Origin of the sequence: Fructilactobacillus fructivorans (assembly GCF_000814735.1) — a bacterium.
In the GTDB taxonomy this organism is placed as follows: Bacteria; Bacillota; Bacilli; order Lactobacillales; family Lactobacillaceae; genus Fructilactobacillus; species Fructilactobacillus fructivorans.
Genome location: NZ_JOJZ01000019.1, coordinates 1 through 25296, shown reverse-complemented (window position 1 = coordinate 25296; position 25296 = coordinate 1). Strand labels below are relative to the sequence as shown.

Genomic DNA, 25296 nt, shown 5'->3' with positions numbered 1-25296 from the left:
CGTTCCGGCGTCTTTGCTAGCAATGGTGTTTTTTTATTTTTTATTTTATGGAGGATATCATGAAAAAACTAAGCAGTAGTCAAGTTCGTCAAATGTTTCTTGATTTTTTCAAAGAAAAGGGTCACACTGTTGAGCCCAGTGCTTCTCTAATTCCGAAGGATGATCCAACCTTACTATGGATTAACTCTGGTGTTGCTACCATGAAGAAGTATTTTGATGGTTCAGAAGTTCCAAGCAACCCAAGATTGACTAGTTCTCAGAAAAGTATCCGAACTAATGATATTGAGAACGTTGGGAAAACCGCTAGACATCAGACCTTGTTTGAAATGCTTGGTAATTTTTCGGTTGGTGATTATTTCAAAAAAGAGGTTATTCCTTGGGCATACGAGCTTTTAACTAGTCCCAAGTGGTTTGGATGGGATCCTAACAATTTGTATGTCACAGTTTATCCTGATGATGAAGAGACCAAAAAATTATGGTTGAAGGTTGGAATTGCTCCGGATCACATTGTGCCAGCTGAAGATAACTTTTGGGATATTGGTCAAGGTCCTTCAGGTCCCGATTCAGAAATTTTCTATGATCGAGGAGAAAAATATGATGATCTAGCTCCAGATGATCCTGAAAACTACCCTGGCGGAGAAAATGAACGTTACCTGGAAGTTTGGAACATTGTTTTTTCTCAATATAATCACACCCCAGAGGGGACTTATGAACCACTTCCAAGAAAGAATATTGATACTGGGATGGGTCTAGAACGAGTGGTATCCATTTTTCAAGATGCACCGACTAATTTTGAGACTGATCTATTTATGCCGATTATTAAGAAGACTGAAGAATTAAGCAACGGTAAGAAGTACGGTGGCAATCGGGAAGAGGACGTTCCCTTTAAGGTTATTGCCGATCACATTCGGGCCATTACCTTTGCCATTGGTGACGGAGCTCTTCCATCGAATGAGGGACGTGGTTACGTCATTCGTCGCTTGATTCGTCGTGCTACTGTTAATGGTCATGAATTAGGGATTAATGATGCTTTCTTATACAAGTTGGTTCCCGTTGTCGGCAAGATTATGCAAGCTTACTATCCTGATGTCCTCGAACAAAGTGACTATATTCAAAAAATCGTTAAAAATGAAGAAGAACGTTTTAATGCAACTCTAAATGATGGACTTCGGTTATTGAACGACATTATTGCTGATACCAAAAAAGATTCCAAAAAGGAGATTTCTGGTAAGGATGCTTTTAAATTATATGATACCTATGGCTTTCCACTAGAATTAACTGAGGAATATGCTGGTAATGAAGGTGTTAAAGTTGATGAAGAGGGCTTTGATGCTGAAATGCAAAAGCAACAAAATCGTGCCAGAAACGCTCGTGGTTCGAAAAAGTCAATGAAGGTTCAACGTGATTTATTGCTGGACATCAAAACACCAAGTGAATACGTTGGGTATAGTCAGTTAACCGTTGATGCAACTAAATTGGATGACATTATTGCGGATGAAAAATTAGTAAACAGTGTGACACCAGGTGAAGGAGAAGTTGAACTAATTTTTGATAAGACCCCATTTTATGCAGAGATGGGTGGTCAAGTGGCTGATACCGGAAAGATTTATAATCAGAACGGTGACGAAGTGGCAGAAGTTGAGGATGTTCAAAAAGCTCCGAATGGTCAAAACCTGCACACGGTAAAAGTTACTAGAGATCTGAAAAAGGGTGAGCAGTACAAGCTGGTTGTTGACCGTAGTTTTCATGAGCGAGTTGAAAACAATCACACTGCCACTCACTTATTGGATCAGGCACTGCGAAATGTTTTAGGAGGTCACACTCAGCAAGCGGGTTCGTTGGTTCGTCCCGACTACCTTCGTTTTGATTTTACTCATTTTGGTCGAGTAACCGATGATGAACTGCAAAAAGTTGAAGATATGGTAAACGAAAAGATTTTTGCATCCATCCCAGTTCAAACGGTGGTAACTGATCAGAAAACCGGAAAAGAAATGGGTGCGATCGCCCTCTTTGATGCGAAGTATGGTGACGAAGTTCGGGTGGTAAAAATTGATGATTTTTCCATTGAATTTTGTGGTGGCGATCACGTTAAAAACACCAATCAACTAGGATTATTTAAGATCGTTTCTGAAACAGGAGTTGGTTCTGGTGTAAGAAGAATTGAAGCGGTTACCTCTAAGGATGCGTTTGATCTCTTAAATGATGAGGAACGCATGTTAAAAGAAATCGGGAAAACTGTAAAAGCTCCTACCACCGATGAGACTCCGGGACGTGTAAAACAATTGCAAGCCCAAATTAAAGATTTAGAGAGTCGACAGGAATCCCTTGAAACCAAATTGGCAAACCAAGAAGCTACTGATATCTTTAATAATGTTCAGAATATTAACGGAGTCACTTTGATTGCAGGAAGTTTAAAAAATGTTAACATAAACCAACTAAGAGAATTAGCAGATTCGTGGCGAGATAAACATGCTTCTGATGTATTGGTACTTGGGACCGGTACTGATGACAAAGCTAATTTATTAGTGGCAGTTAGTGAGGATCAGGTTAAGTCCGGCATTAAAGCAGGCGATTTGATTAAATCGATTTCTAAGTATATTAATGGTGGCGGAGGTGGCCGTCCCAACATGGCTCAAGCTGGTGGAAAAAATCCAGCCGGAATTGAGGATGCGTTAGAGGCTGCCAAAGCTTGGATTAAGGAACGCAAGTAATAGTTGTTATTTAAAAATTAGTCGTGTATTATCATTTTTGTAGGGGAGGGATCTATGATGGAGCATAAACAAGAAGACGTTTCATTATTTGAAGACAAGTCTAATCTAGACATTCACAAGACGCTGGCAACTGTTTACCAAGCTTTAATTGAAAAGGGATATGATCCTTATGTTCAATTGGTTGGTTATCTAACATCTGGTGATCCAGCATATCTTCCAAAATTGAATAATGCACGGACACTTATGTGTCATTATGATAGAGAAGAAATAATCGATGTACTTTTACATTCATACTTGAAGGGTAAAACACCATCGATGGATCGGACGGCAGATCAGTGAGATTAATGGGATTAGATGTAGGATCAAAAACAGTTGGGGTAGCCATGAGCGACGCTTTGGGATGGACATCCCAGGGAATTGAAATCGTTAAGATTAACGAAGACGAAAAAGAATTCGGGTTAGACCGCATTGGTGAATTGATTAAAAAATACGATGTAAATGGTGTTGTAATTGGTTTGCCCAAGAATATGAATAATACCTCTGGTCCCAGAGTAGAAGCATCAAAAAATTATGGTGAATTAATTAAAAAACACTTTAATTTACCAGTTGATTTTGAAGATGAGCGACTTACAACCGTTGAAGCTGAGCGAATGTTAATCGAGCAAGCTGATGTTTCTAGAGCAAAACGAAAAAAGGTCATTGATAAAGTTGCAGCTGAATTGATTTTACAGAGTTACCTTGATCGTAAGGGTAAATTATGTAATTTCTAATTAGAAAAGAGGGCTTAATATGAGTAAAGAAAACGAGAACAACCAACAAGAACAAGTTACACTTGTCGACGAAGATGGAAATGAGAGTTTATACAACATTTTATTTACTTTCTCATCTGATGATTACAATCGTTCATATATCTTTATTTATCCAGCAACAGATGATGATAATGATGAAGTTGACATTGAAGCCTACGCGTTACCAAAAGATGATGATCCTGCCAATCCAACTGGTGGAGAATTAGAACCAATTGAAGATGATAATGAGTGGGAAATGGTTCAAGAAATGCTTGATACATTCCTTCAATCAGGTCAAGATTAAAAATAATTAATGGGTGCTGGATTACCAGCATCCTTTTTTAATTAATTCTAAAAGATTTTCATGCTAAAATAGAAACATTGGCGGGAGGTTTTAATTTGGCAGGTAAAAATAGATTTAAAACAAAAATTGGTGGGAAAGAATATACATTTATTGGTGATGCATCTGATGAACACATGGAAACGACTGCACGTATTTTGAATAATCAACTTGCACAGTTAAAGAATTTATCTAAGGGTGTTAGTAATGAAGATGCTGCCATTTTAATTGCGTTTAACGCAATTTCTGATCAATTAAAAAAGCAACTAGAACTTGATAAAATTAATAATAAAGCGGAGGATGGCGAAGATTAATGTTGTTTACAATTATTATCATAATTGTATTGATTTTTTCAATCGTAAATGGCTACCATCATGGACTTGTAAATGAATTATTCAGCTTTATTAGTTATTTAATTGCTGCTGTCATTGCATTTGTTTATGTAATTCCGGTTGCAGATTTCTTAAGGTCTGCATCTAATATGATTTTGGCGACCCATGCTTATACCAATACTGGATTTTGGCGTGGTTTGTCGTTTTTAATAACTTTTGTAATTGTTGCGGTGGTACTCCGATGGGTTTCACACCTATTAAATCGGATTGCTTCGCTTCCAGTTTTACGTCAATTGAACTCACTTTTGGGTGCAGTTGTTGGTGCCATTATCAGTTTACTGGTTATGATGTTAATACTGGATGGATTACTATTAACTAATAATGATTGGGTTAACACTGAATATCAAAATTCAACCGTTTCACAGATGATAACGATGGATTCGCCGCATTTATTTAATCAAATGATAAATCGTTAAAATGGGATGAAAAAATGAACGAAAAAGTACTCGATACATTAGAATACGACAGAGTAAAACAATTGGTAGGACAGTTTTTAACTACTGAAAACGGATCAAGGGAGCTCAAGCAATTAAAGCCAAGTAGTGATTATGACATAGTCTCACATTCACTGGATGAAGCTGATGATGGTTCTCATATTTATCGTCTAAATAAAATGATCCCAGTTCCAAGATTAGTTGATATTACGCCATCTATGAAGCGTTTAGCGGTTAATGCTGACCTGAATGGGACTGAATTATCTCAGGTTAATGCGGTTTTGCTTGCTAGTAAGCGAGTCAGGACCTTTTTTGCAAACTTAGATGATGACAAGGTTGAATTAAACGTTCTATACGACGAAGCCAAGGATTTCAATGATCTTCCAGAAATCTCAAAACGACTTCAAGCTTCAATTGATGAAGATGGTCGTGTATTAGACTCAGCATCCAGTGAACTGCGTTCAATTCGGAGAGAAATTACACGACTAGAAACGAATATCAAAACTACCATGAATAAGTATATTCATGGAAAGCAGTCCAAGTATTTAAGTGAACCAATTATTACGGTTCGAGACGGACGATATGTGATTCCAGTTAAATCCGAGGATAAGCAAAAATTTGGTGGGATCGTTCATGACCAAAGTACAAGTGGTTTAACGCTCTACATTGAGCCTCAAAGTGTGGTTTCATCGAACAATGATTTAAGACGTTCTCAATTAGATGAGCGTAAGGAAATTCACAAAATCTTAGGTGAGCTTTCGGATATGATTCGTCCTTACCAAGAAGAATTAATGGAAAACGCAGCACAATTAGGGCATTTTGACCTTATTAATGCAAAGGCTAAGTTCGCGGATCAAATGCATGCCACTAAGCCCAGTGTTTCCAAAGAAAATCACGTTAATCTGAAAAACGTTCGTCATCCATTGATTGATCAGAAAAAGGTGGTTGGCAATGACATTCAGATTGGTTCTGATTTTCGGCAAATTATCATTACTGGTCCCAATACGGGTGGTAAAACCATCACCATTAAAACCTTAGGAATTAACCAGTTAATGGCGCAATCAGGGATTTTTGTAATGGCCAATGAGGGTAGTCAGGTTGGTGTATTTGATAACGTGTTTGCTGATATTGGTGATGAACAATCAATTGAAGCCAACCTTAGTACATTCTCATCACATATGGATAATTTAATTAATATCTTAAAGCACATTACTAATCAGAGTTTGATTTTAATCGATGAACTAGGCGCAGGAACTGATCCTAAGGAAGGGGCAGCGCTTGCCATGTCTATTTTAGATAAAATGGGTGAATCAGGTAGTGAAGTTTTGGCTACTACTCATTATCCAGAATTAAAGGTGTATGGCTACAATCGACCAGAGACGATCAATGCTTCAATGGAATTCGATGAGAAGACCCTCCAACCAACTTATAGATTGTTATTAGGGGTTCCAGGCCAAAGTAATGCCCTTAATATTGCTAAACGATTGGGTTTGCCTGACACCATTATTTCCGAAGCTAGTTCACTAATGGACTCTGATAGTCAAGATATTAATAGGATGATTAAACAACTTACCAAACAAACCAAAGATGCGGATGAACGAGCACGTAAGCTTAAAGTTGAATTAGCTGAAAATGAGCGACTTCATGCTGATCTGAATGATAAGCTTACTAAGTTTACTGATAATAAAGATTCAATGGTAAATGATGCTAAACGACAGGCTAATCAAATCGTCTCAAAAACACGACGGCAAGCTAACGAAATCATCAATAATCTTCATCAAGTCCAAAAGAGAACCAATCAGCCAATCAAAGAGAATGAGTTAATTGATGCTAAGGGGAAAATTAATTCACTTGAGCAGCATCCTGAGCTTAAAAACAATCGTGTTTTAAAGCGTGAAAAAGCCAAGCATCATTTTAAAGAAGGCGATGATGTCTTGGTAAAATCCTACGGTCAACGTGGTGTTTTGTTGAAGAAGATGGGAAAAGATAACTGGGAAGTCCAACTTGGGATCTTGAAGATGAAAGTTTCTGAGTCAGATTTGGAACAAACTCACAAAGAACCAGGTAAGAAGAAGCATACTCCTAGTGTAAGAAGAACCCGTTCTAGTGGAATTTCTCCAACCCTTGATCTACGCGGTGAGCGATATGAATCTGCCATGCAACGGTTGGATCGTTATATTGATTCTGCTCTTCTAGCTGGCTATCCTTCGGTAACGATTATCCACGGTAAGGGTACAGGAGCTCTTCGAAAAGGTGTGATTAGTTACTTGAAACGAAACCGCCGAGTAAAGGAATTTGGTTTCTCACCGGCTAATGCAGGTGGGGACGGTTCAACTGTCGTGAAGTTTAAGTAGATTGTATGCAATTTAGTTGCATTTGAAACAACACGTGTTTATACTTACTCATAGTAAGAGAAATAAGGAGGCAAATATTATGGTTAATGAAACTAATGATGCAAACTTTAAAGAAGACACTGCTGATGGTGTTTCAGTTGTCGATTTTTGGGCTCCATGGTGTGGTCCATGCAAGATGCAGTCTCCAGTAATTGAAGACTTGTCAGAGGATCCAGAGGTTGCTGACAAAATCAAATTCTTTAAAATGAATGTTGATGATAATCCTAATACTTCACGTGAGTTTGGAATTATGAGTATTCCTACCATCATGGTGCTTAAGGATGGTAAAGTTATCGATCAAATCGTCGGCTTCCATTCAAAAGATCAATTAAAGAAATTGTTGTCTGCATATACAGCATAAAAAAAGAGCCCGTTGGGCTCTTTTTATTTTGCTATATTAATTGTTTTGAAATCACTTGGGTTATTCACAGGAGCATTCGGATCGGAAACAACGTTAAAGTTCACACTATTTAGTTTAATGGTGGCTTCACATTCGGTTGAAATTTGATCGATTTGTTGTTTAGTCTGTGCTAAAAAACCAGCTTCGAGCATGAAATCAGGATCCTTATTTAGTTTTAAGCGGGTCTCTACTTCTGGTCCACTTAGTTTCCAACTGATTTTTTTGATGTTTTCTTTTTTAAGTTCTAGATTACCAAACTGACTTTGTTTAAAGAATGCCTGAAGATCATCATTTGACGCAACTGGAAACTTGGTAGCAAGATCCTTGCCGCCCCAGTATAGGATGTCATGAATATCTTGGTCTAATAGATCTGGTAAAAGGCTGTCCCTTAAAAGTTCAATTCCCCAAAAAGGTGAATCAGAATGTTCCTTGCGAAATTTTTCGTATTTATTCATATCAGAGTCCTCTTCCAAAAAGATACTTTACAAATAACATTCTATCATAGACTCCCGTGAAATAAAGAAGAAAGGGTAACTTGAACTCAATTAAAAAAAACGCCATAATTAAATTTGAAGTGAATAGGAGGGATATTATGAAGGTATCACCAGTAGCTTACATGGATTCTGGAGTTGGTGGTTTGACGGTCGCAAAAGTTGCGTTAGAAAAACTACCACACGAAAATATGATTTATCTAGGGGATGAAGCGCGACTCCCATATGGAGAAAAGACCACCGATGAGGTACGTCAATACTCTGCTGAGATTGGCCATTTTTTTGTTGATCAAGGTGCTAAAATGATGGTAATTGCTTGTAATACTGCCACTGCAGCAGCTCTTTCGTATTTAAGGAAATTGCTTCCAATTCCTGTGATTGGAGTAATTGAGCCTGGAAGTATGGCAGCGGTTAAAAAAACGAAGAATAAGAAAATCGGAGTGATCGCCACTAGGGGAACAGTTGCTAGTCATTCATATCGTGATACAATTCAAAAAATTGATCCCAGTATTGAAGTGAAAGAAGTGGCTTGTCCAACTTTTATTCCGTTAGTTGAAAGTGGAAAGTACCATAGTAAAGATGCACAAGCAAAAGTTCAAGAGGGCTTAAAGCCATTTCAAAACAGTGGAATCGATACGTTAATTTTAGGGTGTACTCATTTTCCAATTATTGCTGATTTAATTGGTAATGTAATGGGACCGGACATAACTTTGGTTAATCCTGGATATGAAACGGTTAATGCAGTTGAAAGGGAACTAAAAGGTACTGATCATTTGGCGAATGTAGCTCATCCCAGTGCTCAGTTTTATACCACTGCGGACGTCAAACGGTTCGACGAAGTTGGTAAGCAATGGTTACACACGGATATTGATGCTAAGCTTATTCCCGTAAAACAATTGGAGAAATATTAATGAAAAATAATCAAATTGTGGTTGCTTCAAAGAATCCTGGCAAGATTAATGAATTTACGGAGATGCTTTCTAAACTTGGTTTAACCGTTAAATCGATTAATGATTTTGATAATGTTCCTGCCATCAATGAAAATGGAACAACGTTTGAAGAAAATGCGACCATCAAAGCCAAGGTTGTTTCAGAATATCTAGATTTGCCAGTTTTGGCCGATGATTCAGGTTTAGTTGTTGATGCATTAAATGGAGCTCCAGGTATCCATTCGGCACGATATGCTGGTGATCATAATGATCAGGCTAATAAAACTAAGTTATTGAGGAACATGCAGGGAAAACAGAACCGGAATGCTCACTTCAATACGACTTTGATTGTTAGAAAGCCAAATGGAAAACAGTTAGTGGTTGTTGGAAGAGTGGATGGTCAGATCGTTGAAACTCCACGGGGAACCAATGGCTTTGGTTATGATCCCTTATTTTATCTCCCCGAGTTAGGTAAGACATTGGCTCAATTGACTGATGAGCAAAAGAATGCGTATAGTGCACGTGGAAATGCTCTCAGAAAGCTAACTGATGTAATTGAAGATTGGTGGTAAAAAAATAAGCTATCACATATGTGATAGCTTATTTTTTAATTTGTTTTTTGTGGTGGGGCAGGAACTACCAATGGTGAAAGTGGGAGATTAATGCCAGCCTTATAAATAGCGGTGAGATAAGCCCCTAAGTACTTAGCATTGACGTCAAATTCGCGTTCACTTTTGGTGTGTAGGAACACGGAAATGGCAAGTGACCCGTCTTCAAGGAAGTTGGTTCCAAAAATGACTGGTTTTCCAACAATATCAGGATCATTTGGACACTTTTCTTCATTAACTGAAGCAATAATATCTTCAACTTTATGAATGGGTGTTTCTGGCGTGATTCTGATGTTGACGATTGTCATCATTTCACCACGAGATAGATTTGAAACCGTGGTAATATTCCGATTTTGAATAAAGTTAAGGGTTCCGTTAATACTAGTAATTTGAGTGGTCCTGATACCTACGGCTTTTACGTAACCCTCAATATTGTTAATGATAACTCGTTCACCAACATCAATTTGGTGTTCAAACAAGATAAAGAATCCACTAACAATATCACTAACGAATCCCTGAGCTCCAAGTCCAATTGCTAAACTGAAGATTCCAGCACCAGCAAGCAAAGTTCCAACCGGAATGCCAATCATTGATAAAATTGAATATAACCAAAAGAAAATGACGGTATAGTAGTAGATATTAGTAGCAAGGGTATACATGGTTTTGTTTCTTCTCGCTGCAATTGGTTCGGATGTTCCGTTAATCTTTGGTAAACTATCCTTTTTTTGTGAAATATTAGTTTGACGTTTGTTGAAAAAATGTTTTATAACGGTTTTTCCAACTCGTACAATTATTAGAAAAAGGATTGAGACTAAAATAATACTTACAATTTTGGTTGTAAGATTTGAAAGTATTTTGGTCCAATCGAAACTCCTAAAGTACTTGGTTAAAAACGACGGATTAGCTACATTTTCCACTGACCCTGATTTAAGGGCCGATGATGCTTTGGCAGAATCGGCTACCAATTGAATAAAAATGTTCATAATTTCCTCCACTCTTGATTTTACTGTTATCAATATTTTAACAGAGAAATCTCCTAAATAAAATTAAGCTTTTTAAATTGTCATATTGACAGGATAATGCTATTCTAAATGATGAAGAAGCCATTAGGAGGATAATTAAATGGGTATCGGTGAAGTAGCAGCGTTAATTGCTGCAATTGCGTTTTTAGTTTTAGTTGTATTTTTGTGTTTCTTCTTGATCAGGTTGTCAAAAACGGTTAAGGATGTCAGTGAAAGTGTTAATAGTCTTACAAATGATGCTAATCATATTAGCAAAGAATGTGAGCAAATTATGGTCATTTCAAACACCTTACTTAACAACGTTAACTCAAAACTCGATCAGGTTGATCCCGTGTTCCAGGCGGCAGCTGATTTAGGTGAAAGTGTTTCAGACCTAAATGAAGCAACAAGAAATGCAACTGAGAAAGTTAAATCGAAGAGTGGTTTGTTAGCTAAAACGTCTGCATTAACATTTGCTGGTAAGATGCTTGGCAGATTGTTCTCTAAACGCGACAAAAATTCTGAAGAAACAAATTAAGGGGTGGATTGGTTATGAATTTGAAAAAGGGAATGCTTTTAGGATCAGTACTTGGTGGAACTGCTGCTTTCGTAGCCTACAAACTATTAGATGAAGCAAAACAACGTGAAATTAAAGAGTGGATTCTAGACGCTACGGAAGATGCTAAAGACCGTGCGTTAGACTACGTTTACTATGCAAATGATACGGCTGAAGACCTTAAGGATCTTGCTTCAGATAAGATGGATGATGCTAGAGGATCGGTTCATAAAGTTAATGAATCTCTTAGTGATAAATTATCTGATTTACAGGAAGCTGTTAATTCTTTAAAATCTGATGTTGAAGAACATCCAGCACCTAAGAATGAATTAGATGATCTTGCTAAAGAAAAAGAATCTGATGATATTGTGATTGATCCAGATGATGCATTTAGCGATCAAGATCGTGCAGAGACAATTTATCCAGTTCACGAACACCATGAAAAATAATTTATTTACCCAAATCGGACGGACGGTCCGGTTTTTTTTGCTCTCTTGATGTAACCGATTTCACTTGAATGAATTCCTTTACTTTGATATATTTATAATAATTAGTGTACATAAGTGTGCTCATAGGAGAAATCGACTTTGAAAAAACAAAATGTGACAATTTATGATGTAGCTCGCGAGGCCAATGTGTCAATGGCAACTGTCTCACGAGTGGTAAATGGTAACCAAAATGTTAAAGATGCGACCAAACAAAAAGTCTTAAACATCATTGATAAACTTGACTACCGTCCCAATGCAGTTGCTAGAGGACTGGCAAGTAAAAAGTCTACCACGGTGGGAGTTATTATTCCGAACGTGACGAATACTTACTTTGCTTCGCTTGCCAGAGGGATTGATGATATTGCGACAATGTATAAGTACAACATCATTTTAACTAATTCTGACGGTAATAATCAGCGTGAACTGACCTCAATGAATACGCTTCAGGCTAAACAGGTTGATGGGATTATCTTTATGGGAAATGAAATCTCAGAAGAGTTACGATCGGAATTCAAAAAATCCCGAGCACCTGTGGTTTTAGCGGGTTCTGTGGATGCTAGTGGGAAGATTCCGAGTGTCAACATTGATTATAGACAAGCAGTGTACTCTGAAGTTACTAATTTAATTAATAATGGAAATGATCGGATTGCCTTTGTTTCGGGTCCCCTCGAACGTTCCATTAATAAGGACTTTCGTTTGAAAGGGTACAAGGATGCGTTGACTGATGCGGGAATCCCATATGAGAAATCATTGCTTTTTGAGACCGATGTCAGTTATTCTGGTGGATACGCTTTAAGAGAACGGTTGCAAAAGAATGAAGTAACTGCCGCAATTGTTACTGACGATGATATGGCGGCAGGAGTGATGAATTCGATGACTGATGATGGGGTTAGTGTTCCAGGTGAATTTGAACTTGCAACTAGTAATGATACGAAGTTAACTGAAATGACCAGACCAACCATGTCAACGATTACTCAACCGCTTTATGATGTGGGAGCCGTTGCCATGCGTCTTTTAACGAAGTTAATGAATAATGAAGATATTGAAGAAAATAAGGTCTTTTTGCCTTTTGGTTTAAAAAAGCGTGAATCAACTAAATAGAACTTAACTTGATACTAGAGTTACTAGTTGCTATAATTAGAGAGTTAATATGTTTAAAAGAGAGAGGAGTTGCGATCATGTCAGGACATTCAAAGTGGCATAACATTCAGGGACGAAAGAACGCCCAAGATGCTAAGCGTGGAAAGATTTTCCAGAAGATCTCACGTAACTTATACCAAGCTGCAAAGGCTGGTGGAAGTGATCCAGAAGGAAATCCTCAATTACGACTAGAAATGGAAAAAGCTCGTGAAGCAAACATGCCGAAAGACAACGTTCAACGGGCAATTGACAAAGCTTCAGGTGTTGGTGGAGCAAAGTTTGAAGAAGTAACTTATGAAGGATATGGACCTGGTGGAACTGCAGTAATGGTATCTGCCTTAACTGATAATAAGAACCGAACTGCTGCGGCAATTCGTTCTGCATTTACTCATCATGGTGGTTCACTTGGAACTGATGGTTCAGTATCATATATGTTTGATCGAAAGGGATTCATTACTATTTCAAAGTCTGATACGGATGATGATGAAGATAGTATGTTGATGGCTGCCTTAGATGCTGGTGCTGACGATATGAAGTCGACCGATGATGAATATCAAATCCTTACTGATCCTGCAAGCATGGCGAGCGTTCGTGATGCATTACAAAAAGCAGGTTATAAGTTGGATGCTGAGGTTAAGTTAGTCCCACAGAATACAACTGAAGTTCCTTCAGATAAAGTTGAACAGTATAGTGGTCTTATTGATGAATTAGAGGACAACGATGATGTTCAAGATGTTTATGAAGCAGCTGTTTTACCAAATGAAGCTGAATAATTAAATAATTAAAAAAAGGGTGCAATCTTTAATTAGATTGCACCCTTTTTTCGTATTTAGTTACGAAGGATGTGATGAAATTGAAAGTGACACAATGGTTAGATAATATTATGGAATTCGCGGTCCAACGCCAGGCTTCTGATGTTTTTATCTTACCAAAGGAAAATGAATATTGTATTAAAGTTCATACGGCGGTCAGGACGATTCAAATTACAAATTTGAGTACTGAGATGGCAAAACGAGTAATTTCGTATTGTAAGTATCAAAGTGGAATGTCAGTGACAGATAGTAGGAGGCCCCAGCTTGGTGCAATGGATTATATGATCAAAGATCAGAAACTTCGTTTGCGATTATCGTCGGTGGGAAACTTTAGCCAAAATGAATCGATGGTGATTAGGATTATCTACGATACTCATCAAATCGAGAGCGGCTTTTTTAATCCGGATCAAATTCAAAAGATTGAATCGGCTTGTAAAAAGCGAGGTTTACTTTTATTTGCGGGTCCCACTGGATCGGGTAAAACAACTACTATTTATCGTGTAGTTAGAAAAATCAGTAAAGATCAAATTGTAATGACAATTGAAGATCCAGTGGAGATCTATGAAGAGTCTTTTTTACAATTGGAAGTCAATGATCAGGCCAAGATGACTTATGCAGATTTGCTAAAAGTAGGATTAAGACAACGTCCTGACGTTTTTATAATTGGTGAAATTCGGGATCATCAAACGGCGGAAGTTGCAATTTCAGCTGCTTTATCAGGTCATTTAGTTTTAAGCACTGTTCATGCAAAGTCTCCTGATGGAACGATTCAGCGACTACTAGAGTTAGGGATTGACTTTGAACGAATTCAAGCGGCTTTAAACTTAGTGGTCTACCAACGGTTAATCCCAACTAAATCTAAAGAAATTAAAACCTTATTAACCATTAAGGATGAGTTTAATAATCATCATGTGGAAAAAGATGATATGAGAGATTGGAAGGATCAGATTGAACTGCTTTTTAAAAGGGGAATAATTAGTGAAAAAAATCGGGATAAATATTTTTACGGGTAAACGGATTTCCATAAAACAACAAGCATTTTTGTTTTCAACCTTAGGTGATTTATTATCTACTGGATTTTCAATTCATCAGAGCTTGGAGTTTGTTAAAGTAGTCTCGAAACGGAATCAAATAATTGTAAATAAGATCATACATGGCTTAGAAAGAGGAAATAATTTACCGGATTCGATGAAATTTTTTCTTAGTGAATCAATCTATTATCAGTTAAAAATCGCTGATGAGCATGGTGATTTAGTGAATGGGATGAAAAAAGTTGGTGACTTTTTAAAATTAAGAATTACACAAAATGAGAAAATCAAAGCAGTTGTGGTTTACCCCATTTTTTTGTTCTTAGTTTTATTTAGCATTATCTTTGCCGTTAAGTTCTTAATTATGCCCCAAACAGCTGACTTGACAGGACAAACAGGCACTAGGAATCATCATGTTATTTCATATATAGTCTATGCTGTTGGTTTAACAATTATTTTATTGGGAATGGTTGGTTACCAAAACTTTAAAGCGAAGAAATGCATTGATCGCATTAATTTATTAGTTAAAATTCCCGTGATAGGACAGCTATTTAAAGCGTATTATCAATATTTTGTTACTTCTAATTTTGCTTTGATGATTAACGGTGGCTTGGACTTGAAGCAGGTCGTTTCAGCCTTATTAAAGTTTGATCATCAAAGTCTTCTTTATGATGTTGGAAAAACAATGCGCGCAGGCTTTAATGAGGGAATGAATTTTGGGGCAAGTTTAGCACGCTATTCTTTTGTGTCTGAAGAAATGATCGTGTTTCTTTCAAACGGAAGTACTCAGTCGGAGTTAGCTCAAAATCTTAAGGCACTTAGTAGATTGAGCTTTAAAGAAATGATCCGTAAGTCTAACTTGTTAATTAAATTGATTCAACCAGTTTCTTTTGCAGTAATCGGAATTTTAATTGTAGGAGCTTATTTACAAATGCTATTACCAATGTATGATTCGATGAAAGGACTTTATTAATGAATAGGAAGGGTTTTACTTTAATAGAAATGACGATTGTTTTGTTCATCATTTCATTGTTAGTTTTAATTATTATCCCAAATCTTAGTAATCAGAAAGATCATGCTAAGAAAATTCATGGATCAGCAATGGTATCTGTGATTCAAACTCAAATTGATGCCTATCAGGATGAAAATCACGATGGAGATGTAACAATTAATAAGTTAGTTCGAAGTCATTATTTAACTGGGAAGCAGGCTAATCAAGCACATGCTGAAAGAATCGTTGTGGTAAAAAATCATGCGATGCAAAAATGATCAACCTGGATTTACGTTAGTTGAAAGTGTCTTAGTGTTGTTTGTTTCGTCCTTAATTCTTGGCATCACGTTAGTAGCTTTCAATTATCTCGGTGTAATAGGAAATCAAGAGAAACGTTTCTTTGAGACACTTGATTCTGCTTGGAATGAGGCATTAGTTGAATCGCAAGCTCATCACCATTCAACCCGGGTATTATTTTACCCAAATGATGAGGTAGTGTTTGTGAAGCAGGAAAAGTCAAAGTTAAAAAATCGAGTAGTTAAAATGCCAAGGGGGCTAAGCGTTAAAAGTTATCATAACATTGAAATCAAAAAAGATGGCTACGTTAAACCGCAAACCATTAGATGGTCTTCAAGTGGACAAAAGAGATTGATTTTACAAAAAATTCAACTGGGATGGGGTGCATATCACCTTGAAACTATTAAACAAAATTAGATTAGGATTTACGCTATTGGATTCACTGATTGGCCTGGCATTAATTTGTAGTGGAGTGATTTTTTATTTAAATGTGAATGATTTTGAGCATCATTGTTTACAAAAAAGTAGGGATGAAATGCAGGCGGTGAGGAAAACTTATGAGCATAAATTACTTAAAAAGTATCAGTAAACGGGCTGGTTTCTCGATCATTGAATCAATTTTTTCCTTGCTGGTAATTTCGATGGCCTTTGGTCTAATAATGTTGACCACGCAATTAATTAGAAGTGAGAAGTGGGAAGATCGTGATGGAATTTTTTACCGTTATCTCGATGTGATTGAATCACCGGATTATCAGTTTAAAGTCATGAATGTCGAAAGAAATTCTGTTAAGCTTAAAAGTAAAAAAGAGAATAAAGAATACATTATGGAAAAATATGAGAACATGGTGAGGCTACGTGGGGTTAAGGGTGGTCACATCCCAATTATTTTAAGAGTGAATCATGCTTCGTGGTCTACTCATCATCATGTTTTAACTAGTCGTATCAAAATTGATGGGGTTAATTATGAAGCCAAAAGTTATTTATAAAAGAAGGGGAAGTTTAACTTTAATTGCTATTTTATTTTTGCTATTTTTATCTGGTATAATCGTTTATCGCTACCAAAAAGTAGACTTTCAAATCCAAAATAATCATATTCGGACCGCAAAATATCAAAGGCTGACTAAAGAATTGAATAATTCTAAGAGATAAACGAGAAATCTTGAATAACGGACGTGAACTCTGGTAGTATTAACCCTAGATATATAAGAAAAGGGGTTGATATTTCTGTCTGAAAAAGAATCAATATCATTGTTTCAAGTTTTTGATCAATCCAGCAAAGTCTTAAGTCAAGCTTTAGGAACATCGTATTTGGATGCTTTCATTGAGACGGCTGATAATATGATTGATAATAATACGGTTCGAGTTGAAGATGGGGTTCCTAAACCCAAAATAGTGGATGACCTTACTAAGCTATATCGAACGGTTGACTACCACAAAATGGATAACGAATCAATTCGACGAGCCATTCAAATGGTTATGATCCGAGCCACTAAAGAAGACAAGATTCAGGCAAATCATCAAATAACTCCTGATACAATCGCCTACATCATGGGATACATAGTTACGCGGATTTATGAACATGAATCCAGTGTTAGCATCCTTGATCCAGCAGTTGGAACTGGGAATTTACTCACAGCGGTTATGAATCAATTACATGATTCACTTCATGATACTGTAAAGGGATATGGAATTGATAATGATGATTCAATGATTTCAATTGCTAGTATTAGTGCGAAAATGCAGAATTTGGATGTCGAACTAATTCAGCAAGATAGTATTGAACATTTGTTGGTTCCCAAGATTAATTTGGTTGTCTCTGATCTTCCGGTTGGTTATTATCCAATTGATGAAAAAACCACGGGTTATGCTACTCGAGCTCAAGCAGGGCATTCATATGTTCATCATTTACTAATTGAACAATCAATGAACTACTTAAAACCAGCTGGTTTTGGAGTATTTTTGGTTCCCAGCAACATTTTTCAAACTAGTGAAGCCAAGGGTCTTTTAAAATGGTTTCAAGATTCTGTATACTTACAAGGAGTCTTGAATTTACCAAAAGAGTTGTTTGCAAACGAAAATGCTCAGAAGGCCATTTTAATTTTGCAAAATCGTGGCGGAGATAGTCACCAAGTGCAAAAGGTTATGTTGGGAGAATTCCCTTCGTTTAAAGATACAGATGCCTTTCAAAAATTCATGGCTGAGATTGTTGATTGGGAAGAAAACGATTTATTAAAAAAATAGTTAAAAATAAGGAGATTACTCATGGGTAAAATTATTGTGATTAATGCTGGTAGCTCAACTTTAAAGTTTAAGTTATTCAAAATGCCAGAAGAAAAGGTTCTTGGTGAAGGATTAATTGAAAGAATTGGCTTACCAGAATCACATGTTGAAATTAAATATGATGATGGGAAGAAATTTGAAGAAACATTGGATGTTAAGGATCACGAACAAGCAATTCAAATCTTGTTAGATCAATTACTCGATCTTGACATTATTAATGACTATAACGAAATTACTGGGGTTGGACACCGAGTTGTTGCTGGTGGAGAATATTTTGATCAATCGGTAATTATTACTCCTGAAGTTCTCAAAAAGATTGAAAGTTTGGATGAGCTGGCTCCTCTCCATGAACCAGCTAATGTCTTGGGAATTAAAGCATTTGAAAAGGTTCTTCCTAATGTAACTAGTGTGGCCGTTTTTGATACTTCATTTCATCAAACGATTCCTGAAAAGAACTACCTATATAGTCTTCCATATGAATACTATGAGAAGTATCGAGCTCGTAAATATGGATTCCACGGGATCAGTTACCGTTACGTATCACAACGTGCTGCTAAGTTGTTAGGTAAGCCAGTGGAAGATCTTAAGATGATTATTATGCATTTGGGTGCTGGTGCTTCTATATGTGCTGTTAAGAATGGAAAGTCTTATGATACATCCATGGGATTCACCCCAGTTACTGGCCTAACAATGGCAACTCGTTCTGGTGATGTTGATCCATCTCTTTTAGCCTATGTGATGGAAAAAGAGGGCATGACTGATATCAATGATATGATTAAGGTTTTAAACACGAAATCTGGATTACTTGGTATCTCTGGAGTTTCTGCTGATATGCGTGAAGTTGAAGAGGCTCAAAAGACTAACCATCGTGCTAAGATTGCTCGTCAAATTTATGATAATCGAATTGTTCGTTATATTGGATCATATCTAGCAGAATTGGGTGGTGCTGACGCCATCGTCTTCACTGCTGGAGTTGGTGAAAACAGTATCACTGTTAGACAAGAAGTCACTGACCAACTTTCATACTTTGGTATTGGTGTTGACAAAGAAAAGAATAATGTCAGAGGAGTTGTTAGAGATTTAAGTGCCAAGGGATCAAAGATTAAGACTTTATTAGTTCCAACTAATGAAGAATTAATGATCGCTCTTGATGTTCAACGACTTGAAAAAGAAAGCAAAGAAAAAGCAAATAAATAGTTCTAATGAGAATCCACTCATCAAAGTGGATTCTTTTTTATCATGTAAATTTGGAATTTTTTAAATTTTTGGTAGTTTTTCTGACAAAATATCTGTATAATTTCCTTAAAAAGTAACAAATAGCTTCACGTATCCGTGTATAATGTAGGCATACGTAAAGAAAGGATGTTTTTGTTGGAAAAGAATACAAATAATGAAAACCAAATGTCACGGGGACTCAAAAGTCGTCATGTTCAATTAATGGCGTTAGGTGGAACCATTGGAACGGGTCTGTTTTTAGGTGCAGGACAATCAATTCACCTTGCAGGACCGTCAATCATTATTGCCTATGTAATTGCTGGAGTGGCTTGTTTCTTCTTGATGCGAGCCCTCGGTGAATTACTTTTATCGAATACTAATAGCGTTTCATTTATTGAATTTATTAACAAATATTTAGGGGAAAGAACCGGCTTTGTAGCTGGATGGACATATTGGTTCTGTTGGATTGCCATTGCGATGGCAGAAGTCACTGCGGCTGGTTTATACATGAAGTTTTGGTTTCCAGGGTTACCACAATGGGTAACAGCTGCATTCTTGATTCTAATTTTGTTTCTATTGAATTCGATTACTGTTTCTGCTTTTGGTGAAACGGAATTTTGGTTTGCATTAATTAAAGTGGTTGCAATTGTGGCGTTAATCATCGTTGGAATTATTTTGGTGTTAATGCACTATAAGACAAGTGTGGGGTACGCCCAGGTATCCAATTTGTATTCTCACGGATTTTTTGCTCACGGTGCTTCCGGGTTTGTACTTTCATTTCAAATGGTTCTATTTAGCTTTGCAGGGATTGAAATGATTGGGATGACCGCATCAGAAACACAAGATCCACAGAAAATCATTCCAAAATGTATTAATGAAGTTCCTACCCGAATCATTATTTTCTATGTTGGATCTTTACTAGCCTTAATGTGTATCTTCCCATGGCAGTACATTTCCGCTAATTCAAGTCCTTTTGTTCAAGTATTTTCGAATATTGGAATTAAATCGGCAGCTGCGATCATTAACTTTGTCGTTCTAACTGCTGCAGCATCATCGTGTAATAGTGCTATTTTTACCACTGGACGAATGTTGTTTTCGTTAACAGATAAAAGTCAAAACAAATTTGCCAAGAAATTGGGAACCCTGTCCAAAAGACACATTCCGGCTAACGCGATTTTGTTCTCAACCATTGTGATTGCTATCTCAGTTGTGTTGAACATTTTAATGCCTGAAGGCGTGTTTGAACTGGTCTCAAGTATTGCCACTACTTGTTTCTTATTTGTTTGGTCATTGATTGTGATCACTCATTATGAGTATCGACGATCACTTACGCCAGAACAAACCAGTAAGCTTACCTTTAAGATGCCATGGTTCCCTTACTCCGACTTCTTTGTTGTTGGATTTATGGTTTTTGTTGCCTTTGTTTTGATTTTTAAAATGCAAACGTTAGTTGCGTTGATTGGTTCAATTATTTGGTTACTAATTTTGTATGGTTTCAAAGTTTTAAGCGATAAGCATAAGGAAAGAAAAGAAGTCGATGATTAAAGTCATCGACTTTTTGATTATCATTATTAATGGATGTTAGAATAGAAAATAACGATAATTATAGAAGAAAATATTGAGGAAGTAATATGATGGATAAAGTAGCAATTTTGCATACCAATGATCTTCACTCACATTTTGAAAATTGGCCTAAAATCAGAAGATTTATGAAGTTAAGAACTAAACAATTGGAAGACAAGGGTTATCGTGTCTTTAAAGTTGATGATGGGGATGCCATTGATCGATCTAATGCATTGACCGAGGCCACTTCTGGCAAAGCAAATATTGAGTTGATGAACTCAGTGGGATACGATGCAGCCACCATTGGTAATAATGAAGCCCTTACTACTTCGCATGATGAATTGGCGCATTTATACGATGATGCTAATTTTCCCGTTGTTTTAGATAATGTAATTGACGAAAGAACTGGGCAACTTCCAAGTTGGGCAATTCCATATCGTGACTTTCTTTTAAAGAACAATGTTAGAGTTCGTTTTATGGGATTAACTGCTCCTTATCCGACTTATCAGTACATGGATTGGAATTCTCTTCCCATCAAAAGTACAATTGAACGTTGCTTGACAGCTTGGAAGGGTCAATATGATGTTTTGATCTTACTTTCTCATTTAGGGATTAATAATGATCGAAGAATTGCAAAAGCCTTTCCTGAAATTAACGTTATTGTTGGTGGTCATACCCATCATCTGTTAGTTCATGGTGAGAAGGTTAATCAAACCATGTTGACTGCTGCTGAAAAGTGGGGTCATTATGTCGGTGAAATTACGTTTGATGTCAATGATGATAAACAAGTCGAAAATATGAAAGCCCGGGTTTACAAAACTTCTGAAATGAAAGCTGATGTGAAAGATGCGGAAGAAATTGAACATCTCGAAGATCGTGGTGAAGGAATTTTAGCAAGTCAACGAGTCGCTGATATTCCTCATACGATGACTACTTCTTTAACGGATGACAATGAATTAGTCGACTTGGGACTTAAAGCGATTGAGAAAAAGGCCGGTACAACGGCTGCCGTTTTGAACACTGGTTTGTTTTTAGGTAACTTGGATAAGGGTGTTGTTGATAAAAATGAACTTCATAAGTTATTACCACATTCAATTCACGTTATGAAAAGTGAATTTTATGGTTATAATTTGTGGGAAGTTGTCATGGAAATGGAAAAGAACAAGGATTTTCTAGTTCGATTTGAACAAAAAGGAATGGGTTTTCGTGGGAAATACTTTGGTCGATTAATTTATGATGGAATTCGGTATGATCCTGAAAAAAAGCAACTGTTTTATCATGACGAACTTGTGGAGCCCGACAAAAAATACACAATTGCACTGATAGATCATTATAGTTTCATCCCATTTTTCCCAGCGATTAGCATTGTGGGAAAGAATGATATTTTTTATGATGAAACCCTCCGAGATGTCTTTGGTGATTATCTGGCAAAGAAATTTCCGTTAAAGGGAGAATAGTATGGATCATAATGAAATTGAGACGTTAATTGAGACCAGAAATGATGAACGAGCAGCATTAGCTGATATTAAGCAAGTGGACGAGACTACTTTAAGTGTTAATGGTCACGTATACGTGATTGAAACAAATGTTAGAAATGCTTTTGATTTGGGTGAATTTTCGAATAAATTTAACCCAATTTTGACTAGATTTGATTATATTGTTGGTGATTGGGGATACGGACAATTACGATTAAAGGGTTTTTATGGTGACTTTAGAAACGTTAGTAAAAGTTTACGTTATTCAGCAATTCCTGATTATTTGATTGAAGATACTAATTTTGGTTCCAATTACTTCATTTTGCATAATTTAGAGGCAGAGAAGGAAAAGAATTCAAGTCATAAATCTAATAGAAAAAAACAACGGTTTGGGATGAAAAATAAAAAATCCAAATCGGCTGGTAGTCATAATTCAGCTAAAAAACAACAAAAGAAGAGTTTAAAGACAAAACACTTTAAGAGTGGTAAACGTGGCTTTACCATTAGGCAGAAATAAGTGAGGATTAAATGAAGAAGTATAAGGGATACTTAATTGATCTAGACGGGACCGTTTACCAAGGAAAGAAAAGAATTCCTGCAGCCAAACGATTTATTGAAAGGCTCCAGCAAAATCACATTCCCTTTTTGTTTGTGACGAATAATTCAACGAAGATGCCAAGTGAAGTTGTTGATAATTTGGCGAATAATCATGATATTGATGTAGAAGACAAGAACGTCTATACTTCTGGAATTGCAACGGCTGCCTATGTTAATGATGACGCTAAAGCTAATAACAGAACAAAGTCAGCGTATGTAATTGGTGAAAATGGCTTAAAAGAAGCCATGGAAGCACAGGGTTTTAATGTTTTCACGGATGATCCTGAATACGTAGTAGTTGGACTTGATCGTGATTTAACCTATCAAAAATTGTCACGGGCAGTTCTTGGAATCGCTCATGGAGCTAAATTCGTGGGAACGAACCCAGATGCTAGAATTCCAAGTGAGAATGGAATGTTACCAAGTGCGGGATCAATTATTGACTCAGTTCGTTATGCGTCGGGAGTTGATCCTATCATGATTGGAAAGCCACAGACTTTAATTGTGGAAAAAGCTCTGAAACAGTTAGGTTTAAAGAAGTCGGAAGTGATTATGGTAGGAGATAATTATGATACTGACATCATGGCGGGAATTAACGATGGAATGGATACTTTAATTACTTATACGGGAGTTTCCACCAAGAAACAGGTTGAGAAACGGGATGTTCAACCCACTTATGAGGTTAATAGTCTAGATGAATGGAATGTTTTATAGTCTAAAGGATATTGGAGTATTTATCCTAATCCTACTTTTTTTGATCACGTTTTCGGTCTTTTTTATTATTAATGCCAGTTGGTTGTATTACGTGACGATAGCGTTCATGGGATTAGCGGTTAAGTTTCATGTTTCAAACGGATTATTAATGGAAAATTTTCATAGGATGACTAATTTTATTCAAAATCCATTTACGAGTGTGCTAAAACTTAATCAGTTTCCCATTTCATCAAATGGAATGGTTCATTTTGAAAATGTCAGAACGTTAACGTTAGTTAATAATTTAGTTTTATTGATTACATTTATCAGTTTACTTATCATCATGTTTCGATTTAACTATTTTAAAAAAATGTGGAAATTACAGTCACTTTCAGAAGTGACAATGTTAATGACGGGTGTTTTAGCACTGTTTTGTGTTTTGGATTTCCAAGATGTATTCATATATTTCCATGAAGTATTGTTTAAAAATCAAGACTGGATTTTTAATCCAAAAAAAGATCCGATAATTAATGTATTACCGGATCAATACTTTTTGATGTGTTTTGCACTGTTCTTTTTACTGGTTATTGTTGGCTTGATAATAGTAGCCATAATTGGTAAAAGGGAATTAAAAAAAGAATCTTTCTAGCAGATTAAATTCTGGAAGAAAGATTCTTTTTATTTTGGTGTTGAAACCTTGCTTTTTAGATAGCCAACTAAAGCGGGGATCAATGAGATGATAATGATCAAAATGATTACAAGTGAGAAGTGAGCCTGAACAAATGGGATGTTTCCGAAAAAGTATCCTGCTCCACAGCAAATTAATACCCAACAGATACAAGCGACTAAATTATATTTTAGAAACTTTTTGTAACTGAAGTCTGTTCCAGCTGCCACAAAGGGAGCAAATGTTCTAATAATTGGCATGAATCGTGCCAAGAAGATTGCAATTGCGCCGTATTTATTGAAGAACTCTCGTGCTCTTTTTAAGTCCCTTTCCTTAATGAATTTGCCGAAGAATTGATGTTCAATTAAAGCATTGCCAACTTTTCTTCCAATAAAGAAGTTTAATGAGTCTCCAGCTGCTGATGCAACAAAGAAGGTAAGAATGAAGATCCAAATGCTAAGACTATAATTTGAATTGGCTGATAGGGCTGCCGCAGCAAATAAAAGAGAGTCACCAGGGAGAAATGGTAGAATAACAGCACCCGTTTCAATGAATATAATTATAAACAAAATCAGGTATGTCCAATCTCCAAACATGTTTACAATGGTAATGAGATGCTTATCAATGTGAAGTACGAAATCAATTAAAAATTTAAAAAAATCCATATTTTTCCTCTTTTGATATATGTTTTTAACTATTTAAGTGTATCAATAAAATGTATTTTTTTGAATTTAATTTTGCTTTATTTAAATTATTTTTGATTTATTTAAAAAAAGTGTTGACGATTAAGGTTATAGATAGTATAGTATTAATTGTCGCCAAGAGCGGCATATCAATTTGGTTAAAATTAGTCAAACTTTTCTATTGACATTAATTTAACCACATGGTATATTAATATATGCGGCGTTGAGATGAAACGAAAGCCGTTATTAGTAAGAGTAGATCTTTGAAAACTGAACAAGATTTTGATTACAAGTGTAAGGTAGTTTTAAGTGTACAAGCTTAAA

At 36.4% G+C, this 25296-nt stretch carries 29 protein-coding genes; 26 read left to right on the top strand and 3 right to left on the bottom strand.

The genetic code is table 11. The features are described 5' to 3' along the window. The first annotated feature begins 59 nt into the window (after positions 1 to 59). The 8 genes from alaS (at position 60) to trxA (ending at position 7419) form a co-directional block, all read left to right on the top strand. A complete protein-coding gene (gene alaS / locus LfDm3_RS03880) occupies positions 60 to 2711 on the top strand; it encodes an alanine--tRNA ligase (protein ID WP_039144278.1) in 2652 nt (883 codons plus the stop codon). 54 nt (positions 2712 to 2765) lie between these two features. Next, complete coding sequence (locus LfDm3_RS03875; protein WP_039144276.1) at positions 2766 to 3050, top strand: IreB family regulatory phosphoprotein; 285 nt, start codon at positions 2766 to 2768, stop codon at positions 3048 to 3050. A gap of 5 nt (positions 3051 to 3055) precedes the next feature. Beyond that, positions 3056 to 3481 (top strand): Holliday junction resolvase RuvX, encoded by a 426-nt coding sequence (ruvX, locus tag LfDm3_RS03870; RefSeq protein ID WP_029327128.1) that lies wholly within the window; start codon positions 3056 to 3058, stop codon positions 3479 to 3481. Positions 3482 to 3500: 19 nt separating this feature from the next. Further along, a complete protein-coding gene (locus LfDm3_RS03865) occupies positions 3501 to 3803 on the top strand; it encodes a DUF1292 domain-containing protein (RefSeq protein ID WP_039144274.1) in 303 nt (100 codons plus the stop codon). Between the two features lie 95 nt (positions 3804 to 3898). Further along, a complete protein-coding gene (locus LfDm3_RS03860; RefSeq protein ID WP_010022013.1) occupies positions 3899 to 4153 on the top strand; it encodes a cell division protein ZapA in 255 nt (84 codons plus the stop codon). Further along, positions 4153 to 4647, top strand: coding sequence for a CvpA family protein (locus LfDm3_RS03855; RefSeq protein ID WP_039144273.1), 495 nt, complete (start codon positions 4153 to 4155; stop codon positions 4645 to 4647). Before LfDm3_RS03860 ends, LfDm3_RS03855 begins: the two co-directional genes overlap by 1 nt. Before the next feature lie 14 nt (positions 4648 to 4661). Continuing rightward, positions 4662 to 7019: an endonuclease MutS2 gene (locus LfDm3_RS03850; protein WP_039144271.1), complete on the top strand. Its 2358-nt coding sequence runs from the start codon at positions 4662 to 4664 to the stop codon at positions 7017 to 7019. Between the two features lie 79 nt (positions 7020 to 7098). Further along, complete coding sequence (gene trxA / locus LfDm3_RS03845; protein WP_010022017.1) at positions 7099 to 7419, top strand: thioredoxin; 321 nt, start codon at positions 7099 to 7101, stop codon at positions 7417 to 7419. 23 nt (positions 7420 to 7442) lie between these two features. On the opposite strand, the gene LfDm3_RS03840 is transcribed toward trxA, so the two are convergent. After that, positions 7443 to 7913, bottom strand: coding sequence for a YslB family protein (locus LfDm3_RS03840; RefSeq protein WP_052236608.1), 471 nt, complete (start codon positions 7911 to 7913; stop codon positions 7443 to 7445). 137 nt (positions 7914 to 8050) lie between these two features. Between LfDm3_RS03840 and murI the strand changes: the two genes are divergently transcribed. Both murI and LfDm3_RS03830 read left to right on the top strand, forming a co-directional pair. Then, positions 8051 to 8860 (top strand): glutamate racemase, encoded by an 810-nt coding sequence (gene murI, locus LfDm3_RS03835; protein ID WP_052236607.1) that lies wholly within the window; start codon positions 8051 to 8053, stop codon positions 8858 to 8860. Then, complete coding sequence (locus LfDm3_RS03830; RefSeq protein ID WP_039144269.1) at positions 8860 to 9450, top strand: XTP/dITP diphosphatase; 591 nt, start codon at positions 8860 to 8862, stop codon at positions 9448 to 9450. The genes murI and LfDm3_RS03830 overlap by 1 nt, the downstream gene beginning before the upstream one ends. Positions 9451 to 9485: 35 nt before the next feature. On the opposite strand, the gene LfDm3_RS03825 is transcribed toward LfDm3_RS03830, so the two are convergent. Continuing rightward, on the bottom strand, positions 9486 to 10469 hold the full coding sequence (locus LfDm3_RS03825; RefSeq protein WP_039144267.1) for a mechanosensitive ion channel family protein: 984 nt from the start codon (positions 10467 to 10469) through the stop codon (positions 9486 to 9488). Between the two features lie 139 nt (positions 10470 to 10608). On the opposite strand from LfDm3_RS03825, the gene LfDm3_RS03820 reads away from it, so the two are divergent. The 16 genes from LfDm3_RS03820 to LfDm3_RS03740 all read left to right on the top strand — a co-directional run bounded on the left by LfDm3_RS03820 (position 10609) and on the right by LfDm3_RS03740 (position 24271). Continuing rightward, complete coding sequence (locus tag LfDm3_RS03820) at positions 10609 to 11025, top strand: DUF948 domain-containing protein (RefSeq protein ID WP_010022024.1); 417 nt, start codon at positions 10609 to 10611, stop codon at positions 11023 to 11025. 14 nt (positions 11026 to 11039) lie between these two features. Beyond that, positions 11040 to 11492 (top strand): YtxH domain-containing protein, encoded by a 453-nt coding sequence (locus LfDm3_RS06700; protein ID WP_010022025.1) that lies wholly within the window; start codon positions 11040 to 11042, stop codon positions 11490 to 11492. 138 nt (positions 11493 to 11630) lie between these two features. Then, positions 11631 to 12632: a catabolite control protein A gene (gene ccpA / locus LfDm3_RS03810; RefSeq protein WP_039144264.1), complete on the top strand. Its 1002-nt coding sequence runs from the start codon at positions 11631 to 11633 to the stop codon at positions 12630 to 12632. A 77-nt stretch (positions 12633 to 12709) separates the two neighbouring features. Then, positions 12710 to 13444: a YebC/PmpR family DNA-binding transcriptional regulator gene (locus tag LfDm3_RS03805; protein ID WP_010022027.1), complete on the top strand. Its 735-nt coding sequence runs from the start codon at positions 12710 to 12712 to the stop codon at positions 13442 to 13444. Positions 13445 to 13530: 86 nt separating this feature from the next. Next, positions 13531 to 14496, top strand: coding sequence for a competence type IV pilus ATPase ComGA (comGA, locus tag LfDm3_RS03800; protein WP_259739950.1), 966 nt, complete (start codon positions 13531 to 13533; stop codon positions 14494 to 14496). Continuing rightward, positions 14462 to 15484 (top strand): type II secretion system F family protein, encoded by a 1023-nt coding sequence (locus LfDm3_RS03795; protein WP_039144262.1) that lies wholly within the window; start codon positions 14462 to 14464, stop codon positions 15482 to 15484. The genes comGA and LfDm3_RS03795 overlap by 35 nt, the downstream gene beginning before the upstream one ends. After that, entirely contained in the window at positions 15484 to 15780 is a 297-nt protein-coding gene (gene comGC / locus LfDm3_RS03790) for a competence type IV pilus major pilin ComGC (protein WP_039144260.1), read from the top strand. The genes LfDm3_RS03795 and comGC overlap by 1 nt, the downstream gene beginning before the upstream one ends. Next, a complete protein-coding gene (locus LfDm3_RS03785) occupies positions 15764 to 16216 on the top strand; it encodes a type II secretion system protein (protein WP_039144257.1) in 453 nt (150 codons plus the stop codon). The genes comGC and LfDm3_RS03785 overlap by 17 nt, the downstream gene beginning before the upstream one ends. A gap of 140 nt (positions 16217 to 16356) precedes the next feature. Continuing rightward, positions 16357 to 16785 (top strand): competence type IV pilus minor pilin ComGF, encoded by a 429-nt coding sequence (locus tag LfDm3_RS03780; protein ID WP_039144255.1) that lies wholly within the window; start codon positions 16357 to 16359, stop codon positions 16783 to 16785. Between the two features lie 262 nt (positions 16786 to 17047). Next, positions 17048 to 18040: a class I SAM-dependent methyltransferase gene (locus LfDm3_RS03770; protein WP_082019963.1), complete on the top strand. Its 993-nt coding sequence runs from the start codon at positions 17048 to 17050 to the stop codon at positions 18038 to 18040. Positions 18041 to 18061: 21 nt separating this feature from the next. Then, positions 18062 to 19276, top strand: coding sequence for an acetate/propionate family kinase (locus LfDm3_RS03765; RefSeq protein WP_039144251.1), 1215 nt, complete (start codon positions 18062 to 18064; stop codon positions 19274 to 19276). 165 nt (positions 19277 to 19441) lie between these two features. After that, on the top strand, positions 19442 to 20839 hold the full coding sequence (locus tag LfDm3_RS03760) for an amino acid permease (protein WP_039144249.1): 1398 nt from the start codon (positions 19442 to 19444) through the stop codon (positions 20837 to 20839). Between the two features lie 86 nt (positions 20840 to 20925). Next, positions 20926 to 22314: a bifunctional metallophosphatase/5'-nucleotidase gene (locus LfDm3_RS03755; protein WP_039144247.1), complete on the top strand. Its 1389-nt coding sequence runs from the start codon at positions 20926 to 20928 to the stop codon at positions 22312 to 22314. A 1-nt stretch (position 22315) separates the two neighbouring features. Continuing rightward, positions 22316 to 22849, top strand: coding sequence for a YutD family protein (locus tag LfDm3_RS03750; RefSeq protein ID WP_039144246.1), 534 nt, complete (start codon positions 22316 to 22318; stop codon positions 22847 to 22849). A gap of 11 nt (positions 22850 to 22860) precedes the next feature. Then, entirely contained in the window at positions 22861 to 23643 is a 783-nt protein-coding gene (locus tag LfDm3_RS03745) for a TIGR01457 family HAD-type hydrolase (protein ID WP_039144245.1), read from the top strand. Next, positions 23624 to 24271 (top strand): TIGR01906 family membrane protein, encoded by a 648-nt coding sequence (locus LfDm3_RS03740; protein WP_052236606.1) that lies wholly within the window; start codon positions 23624 to 23626, stop codon positions 24269 to 24271. The genes LfDm3_RS03745 and LfDm3_RS03740 overlap by 20 nt, the downstream gene beginning before the upstream one ends. Before the next feature lie 29 nt (positions 24272 to 24300). Here LfDm3_RS03740 and LfDm3_RS03735 read toward each other — a convergent pair whose 3' ends face one another. Then, complete coding sequence (locus tag LfDm3_RS03735) at positions 24301 to 24954, bottom strand: VTT domain-containing protein (protein WP_039144243.1); 654 nt, start codon at positions 24952 to 24954, stop codon at positions 24301 to 24303. Between the last annotated feature and the right edge of the window lie 342 nt (positions 24955 to 25296).

What these genes read in the sequence shown, in the direction of transcription:
- alaS (WP_039144278.1), top strand. Translation starts at nt 60, where the DNA reads ATGAAAAAACTAAGCAGTAGTCAAGTTCGTCAAATGTTTCTTGATTTT.
- LfDm3_RS03875 (WP_039144276.1), top strand. Translation starts at nt 2,766, where the DNA reads ATGATGGAGCATAAACAAGAAGACGTTTCATTATTTGAAGACAAGTCT.
- ruvX (WP_029327128.1), top strand. Translation starts at nt 3,056, where the DNA reads ATGGGATTAGATGTAGGATCAAAAACAGTTGGGGTAGCCATGAGCGAC.
- LfDm3_RS03865 (WP_039144274.1), top strand. Translation starts at nt 3,501, where the DNA reads ATGAGTAAAGAAAACGAGAACAACCAACAAGAACAAGTTACACTTGTC.
- LfDm3_RS03855 (WP_039144273.1), top strand. Translation starts at nt 4,153, where the DNA reads ATGTTGTTTACAATTATTATCATAATTGTATTGATTTTTTCAATCGTA.
- LfDm3_RS03850 (WP_039144271.1), top strand. Translation starts at nt 4,662, where the DNA reads ATGAACGAAAAAGTACTCGATACATTAGAATACGACAGAGTAAAACAA.
- trxA (WP_010022017.1), top strand. Translation starts at nt 7,099, where the DNA reads ATGGTTAATGAAACTAATGATGCAAACTTTAAAGAAGACACTGCTGAT.
- LfDm3_RS03840 (WP_052236608.1), bottom strand. Translation starts at nt 7,913, where the DNA reads ATGAATAAATACGAAAAATTTCGCAAGGAACATTCTGATTCACCTTTT.
- murI (WP_052236607.1), top strand. Translation starts at nt 8,051, where the DNA reads ATGAAGGTATCACCAGTAGCTTACATGGATTCTGGAGTTGGTGGTTTG.
- LfDm3_RS03830 (WP_039144269.1), top strand. Translation starts at nt 8,860, where the DNA reads ATGAAAAATAATCAAATTGTGGTTGCTTCAAAGAATCCTGGCAAGATT.
- LfDm3_RS03825 (WP_039144267.1), bottom strand. Translation starts at nt 10,469, where the DNA reads ATGAACATTTTTATTCAATTGGTAGCCGATTCTGCCAAAGCATCATCG.
- LfDm3_RS03820 (WP_010022024.1), top strand. Translation starts at nt 10,609, where the DNA reads ATGGGTATCGGTGAAGTAGCAGCGTTAATTGCTGCAATTGCGTTTTTA.
- LfDm3_RS06700 (WP_010022025.1), top strand. Translation starts at nt 11,040, where the DNA reads ATGAATTTGAAAAAGGGAATGCTTTTAGGATCAGTACTTGGTGGAACT.
- LfDm3_RS03805 (WP_010022027.1), top strand. Translation starts at nt 12,710, where the DNA reads ATGTCAGGACATTCAAAGTGGCATAACATTCAGGGACGAAAGAACGCC.
- comGC (WP_039144260.1), top strand. Translation starts at nt 15,484, where the DNA reads ATGAATAGGAAGGGTTTTACTTTAATAGAAATGACGATTGTTTTGTTC.
- LfDm3_RS03785 (WP_039144257.1), top strand. Translation starts at nt 15,764, where the DNA reads ATGCGATGCAAAAATGATCAACCTGGATTTACGTTAGTTGAAAGTGTC.
- LfDm3_RS03780 (WP_039144255.1), top strand. Translation starts at nt 16,357, where the DNA reads ATGAGCATAAATTACTTAAAAAGTATCAGTAAACGGGCTGGTTTCTCG.
- LfDm3_RS03765 (WP_039144251.1), top strand. Translation starts at nt 18,062, where the DNA reads ATGGGTAAAATTATTGTGATTAATGCTGGTAGCTCAACTTTAAAGTTT.
- LfDm3_RS03760 (WP_039144249.1), top strand. Translation starts at nt 19,442, where the DNA reads ATGTTTTTGTTGGAAAAGAATACAAATAATGAAAACCAAATGTCACGG.
- LfDm3_RS03755 (WP_039144247.1), top strand. Translation starts at nt 20,926, where the DNA reads ATGATGGATAAAGTAGCAATTTTGCATACCAATGATCTTCACTCACAT.
- LfDm3_RS03750 (WP_039144246.1), top strand. Translation starts at nt 22,316, where the DNA reads ATGGATCATAATGAAATTGAGACGTTAATTGAGACCAGAAATGATGAA.
- LfDm3_RS03745 (WP_039144245.1), top strand. Translation starts at nt 22,861, where the DNA reads ATGAAGAAGTATAAGGGATACTTAATTGATCTAGACGGGACCGTTTAC.
- LfDm3_RS03740 (WP_052236606.1), top strand. Translation starts at nt 23,624, where the DNA reads ATGAATGGAATGTTTTATAGTCTAAAGGATATTGGAGTATTTATCCTA.
- LfDm3_RS03735 (WP_039144243.1), bottom strand. Translation starts at nt 24,954, where the DNA reads ATGGATTTTTTTAAATTTTTAATTGATTTCGTACTTCACATTGATAAG.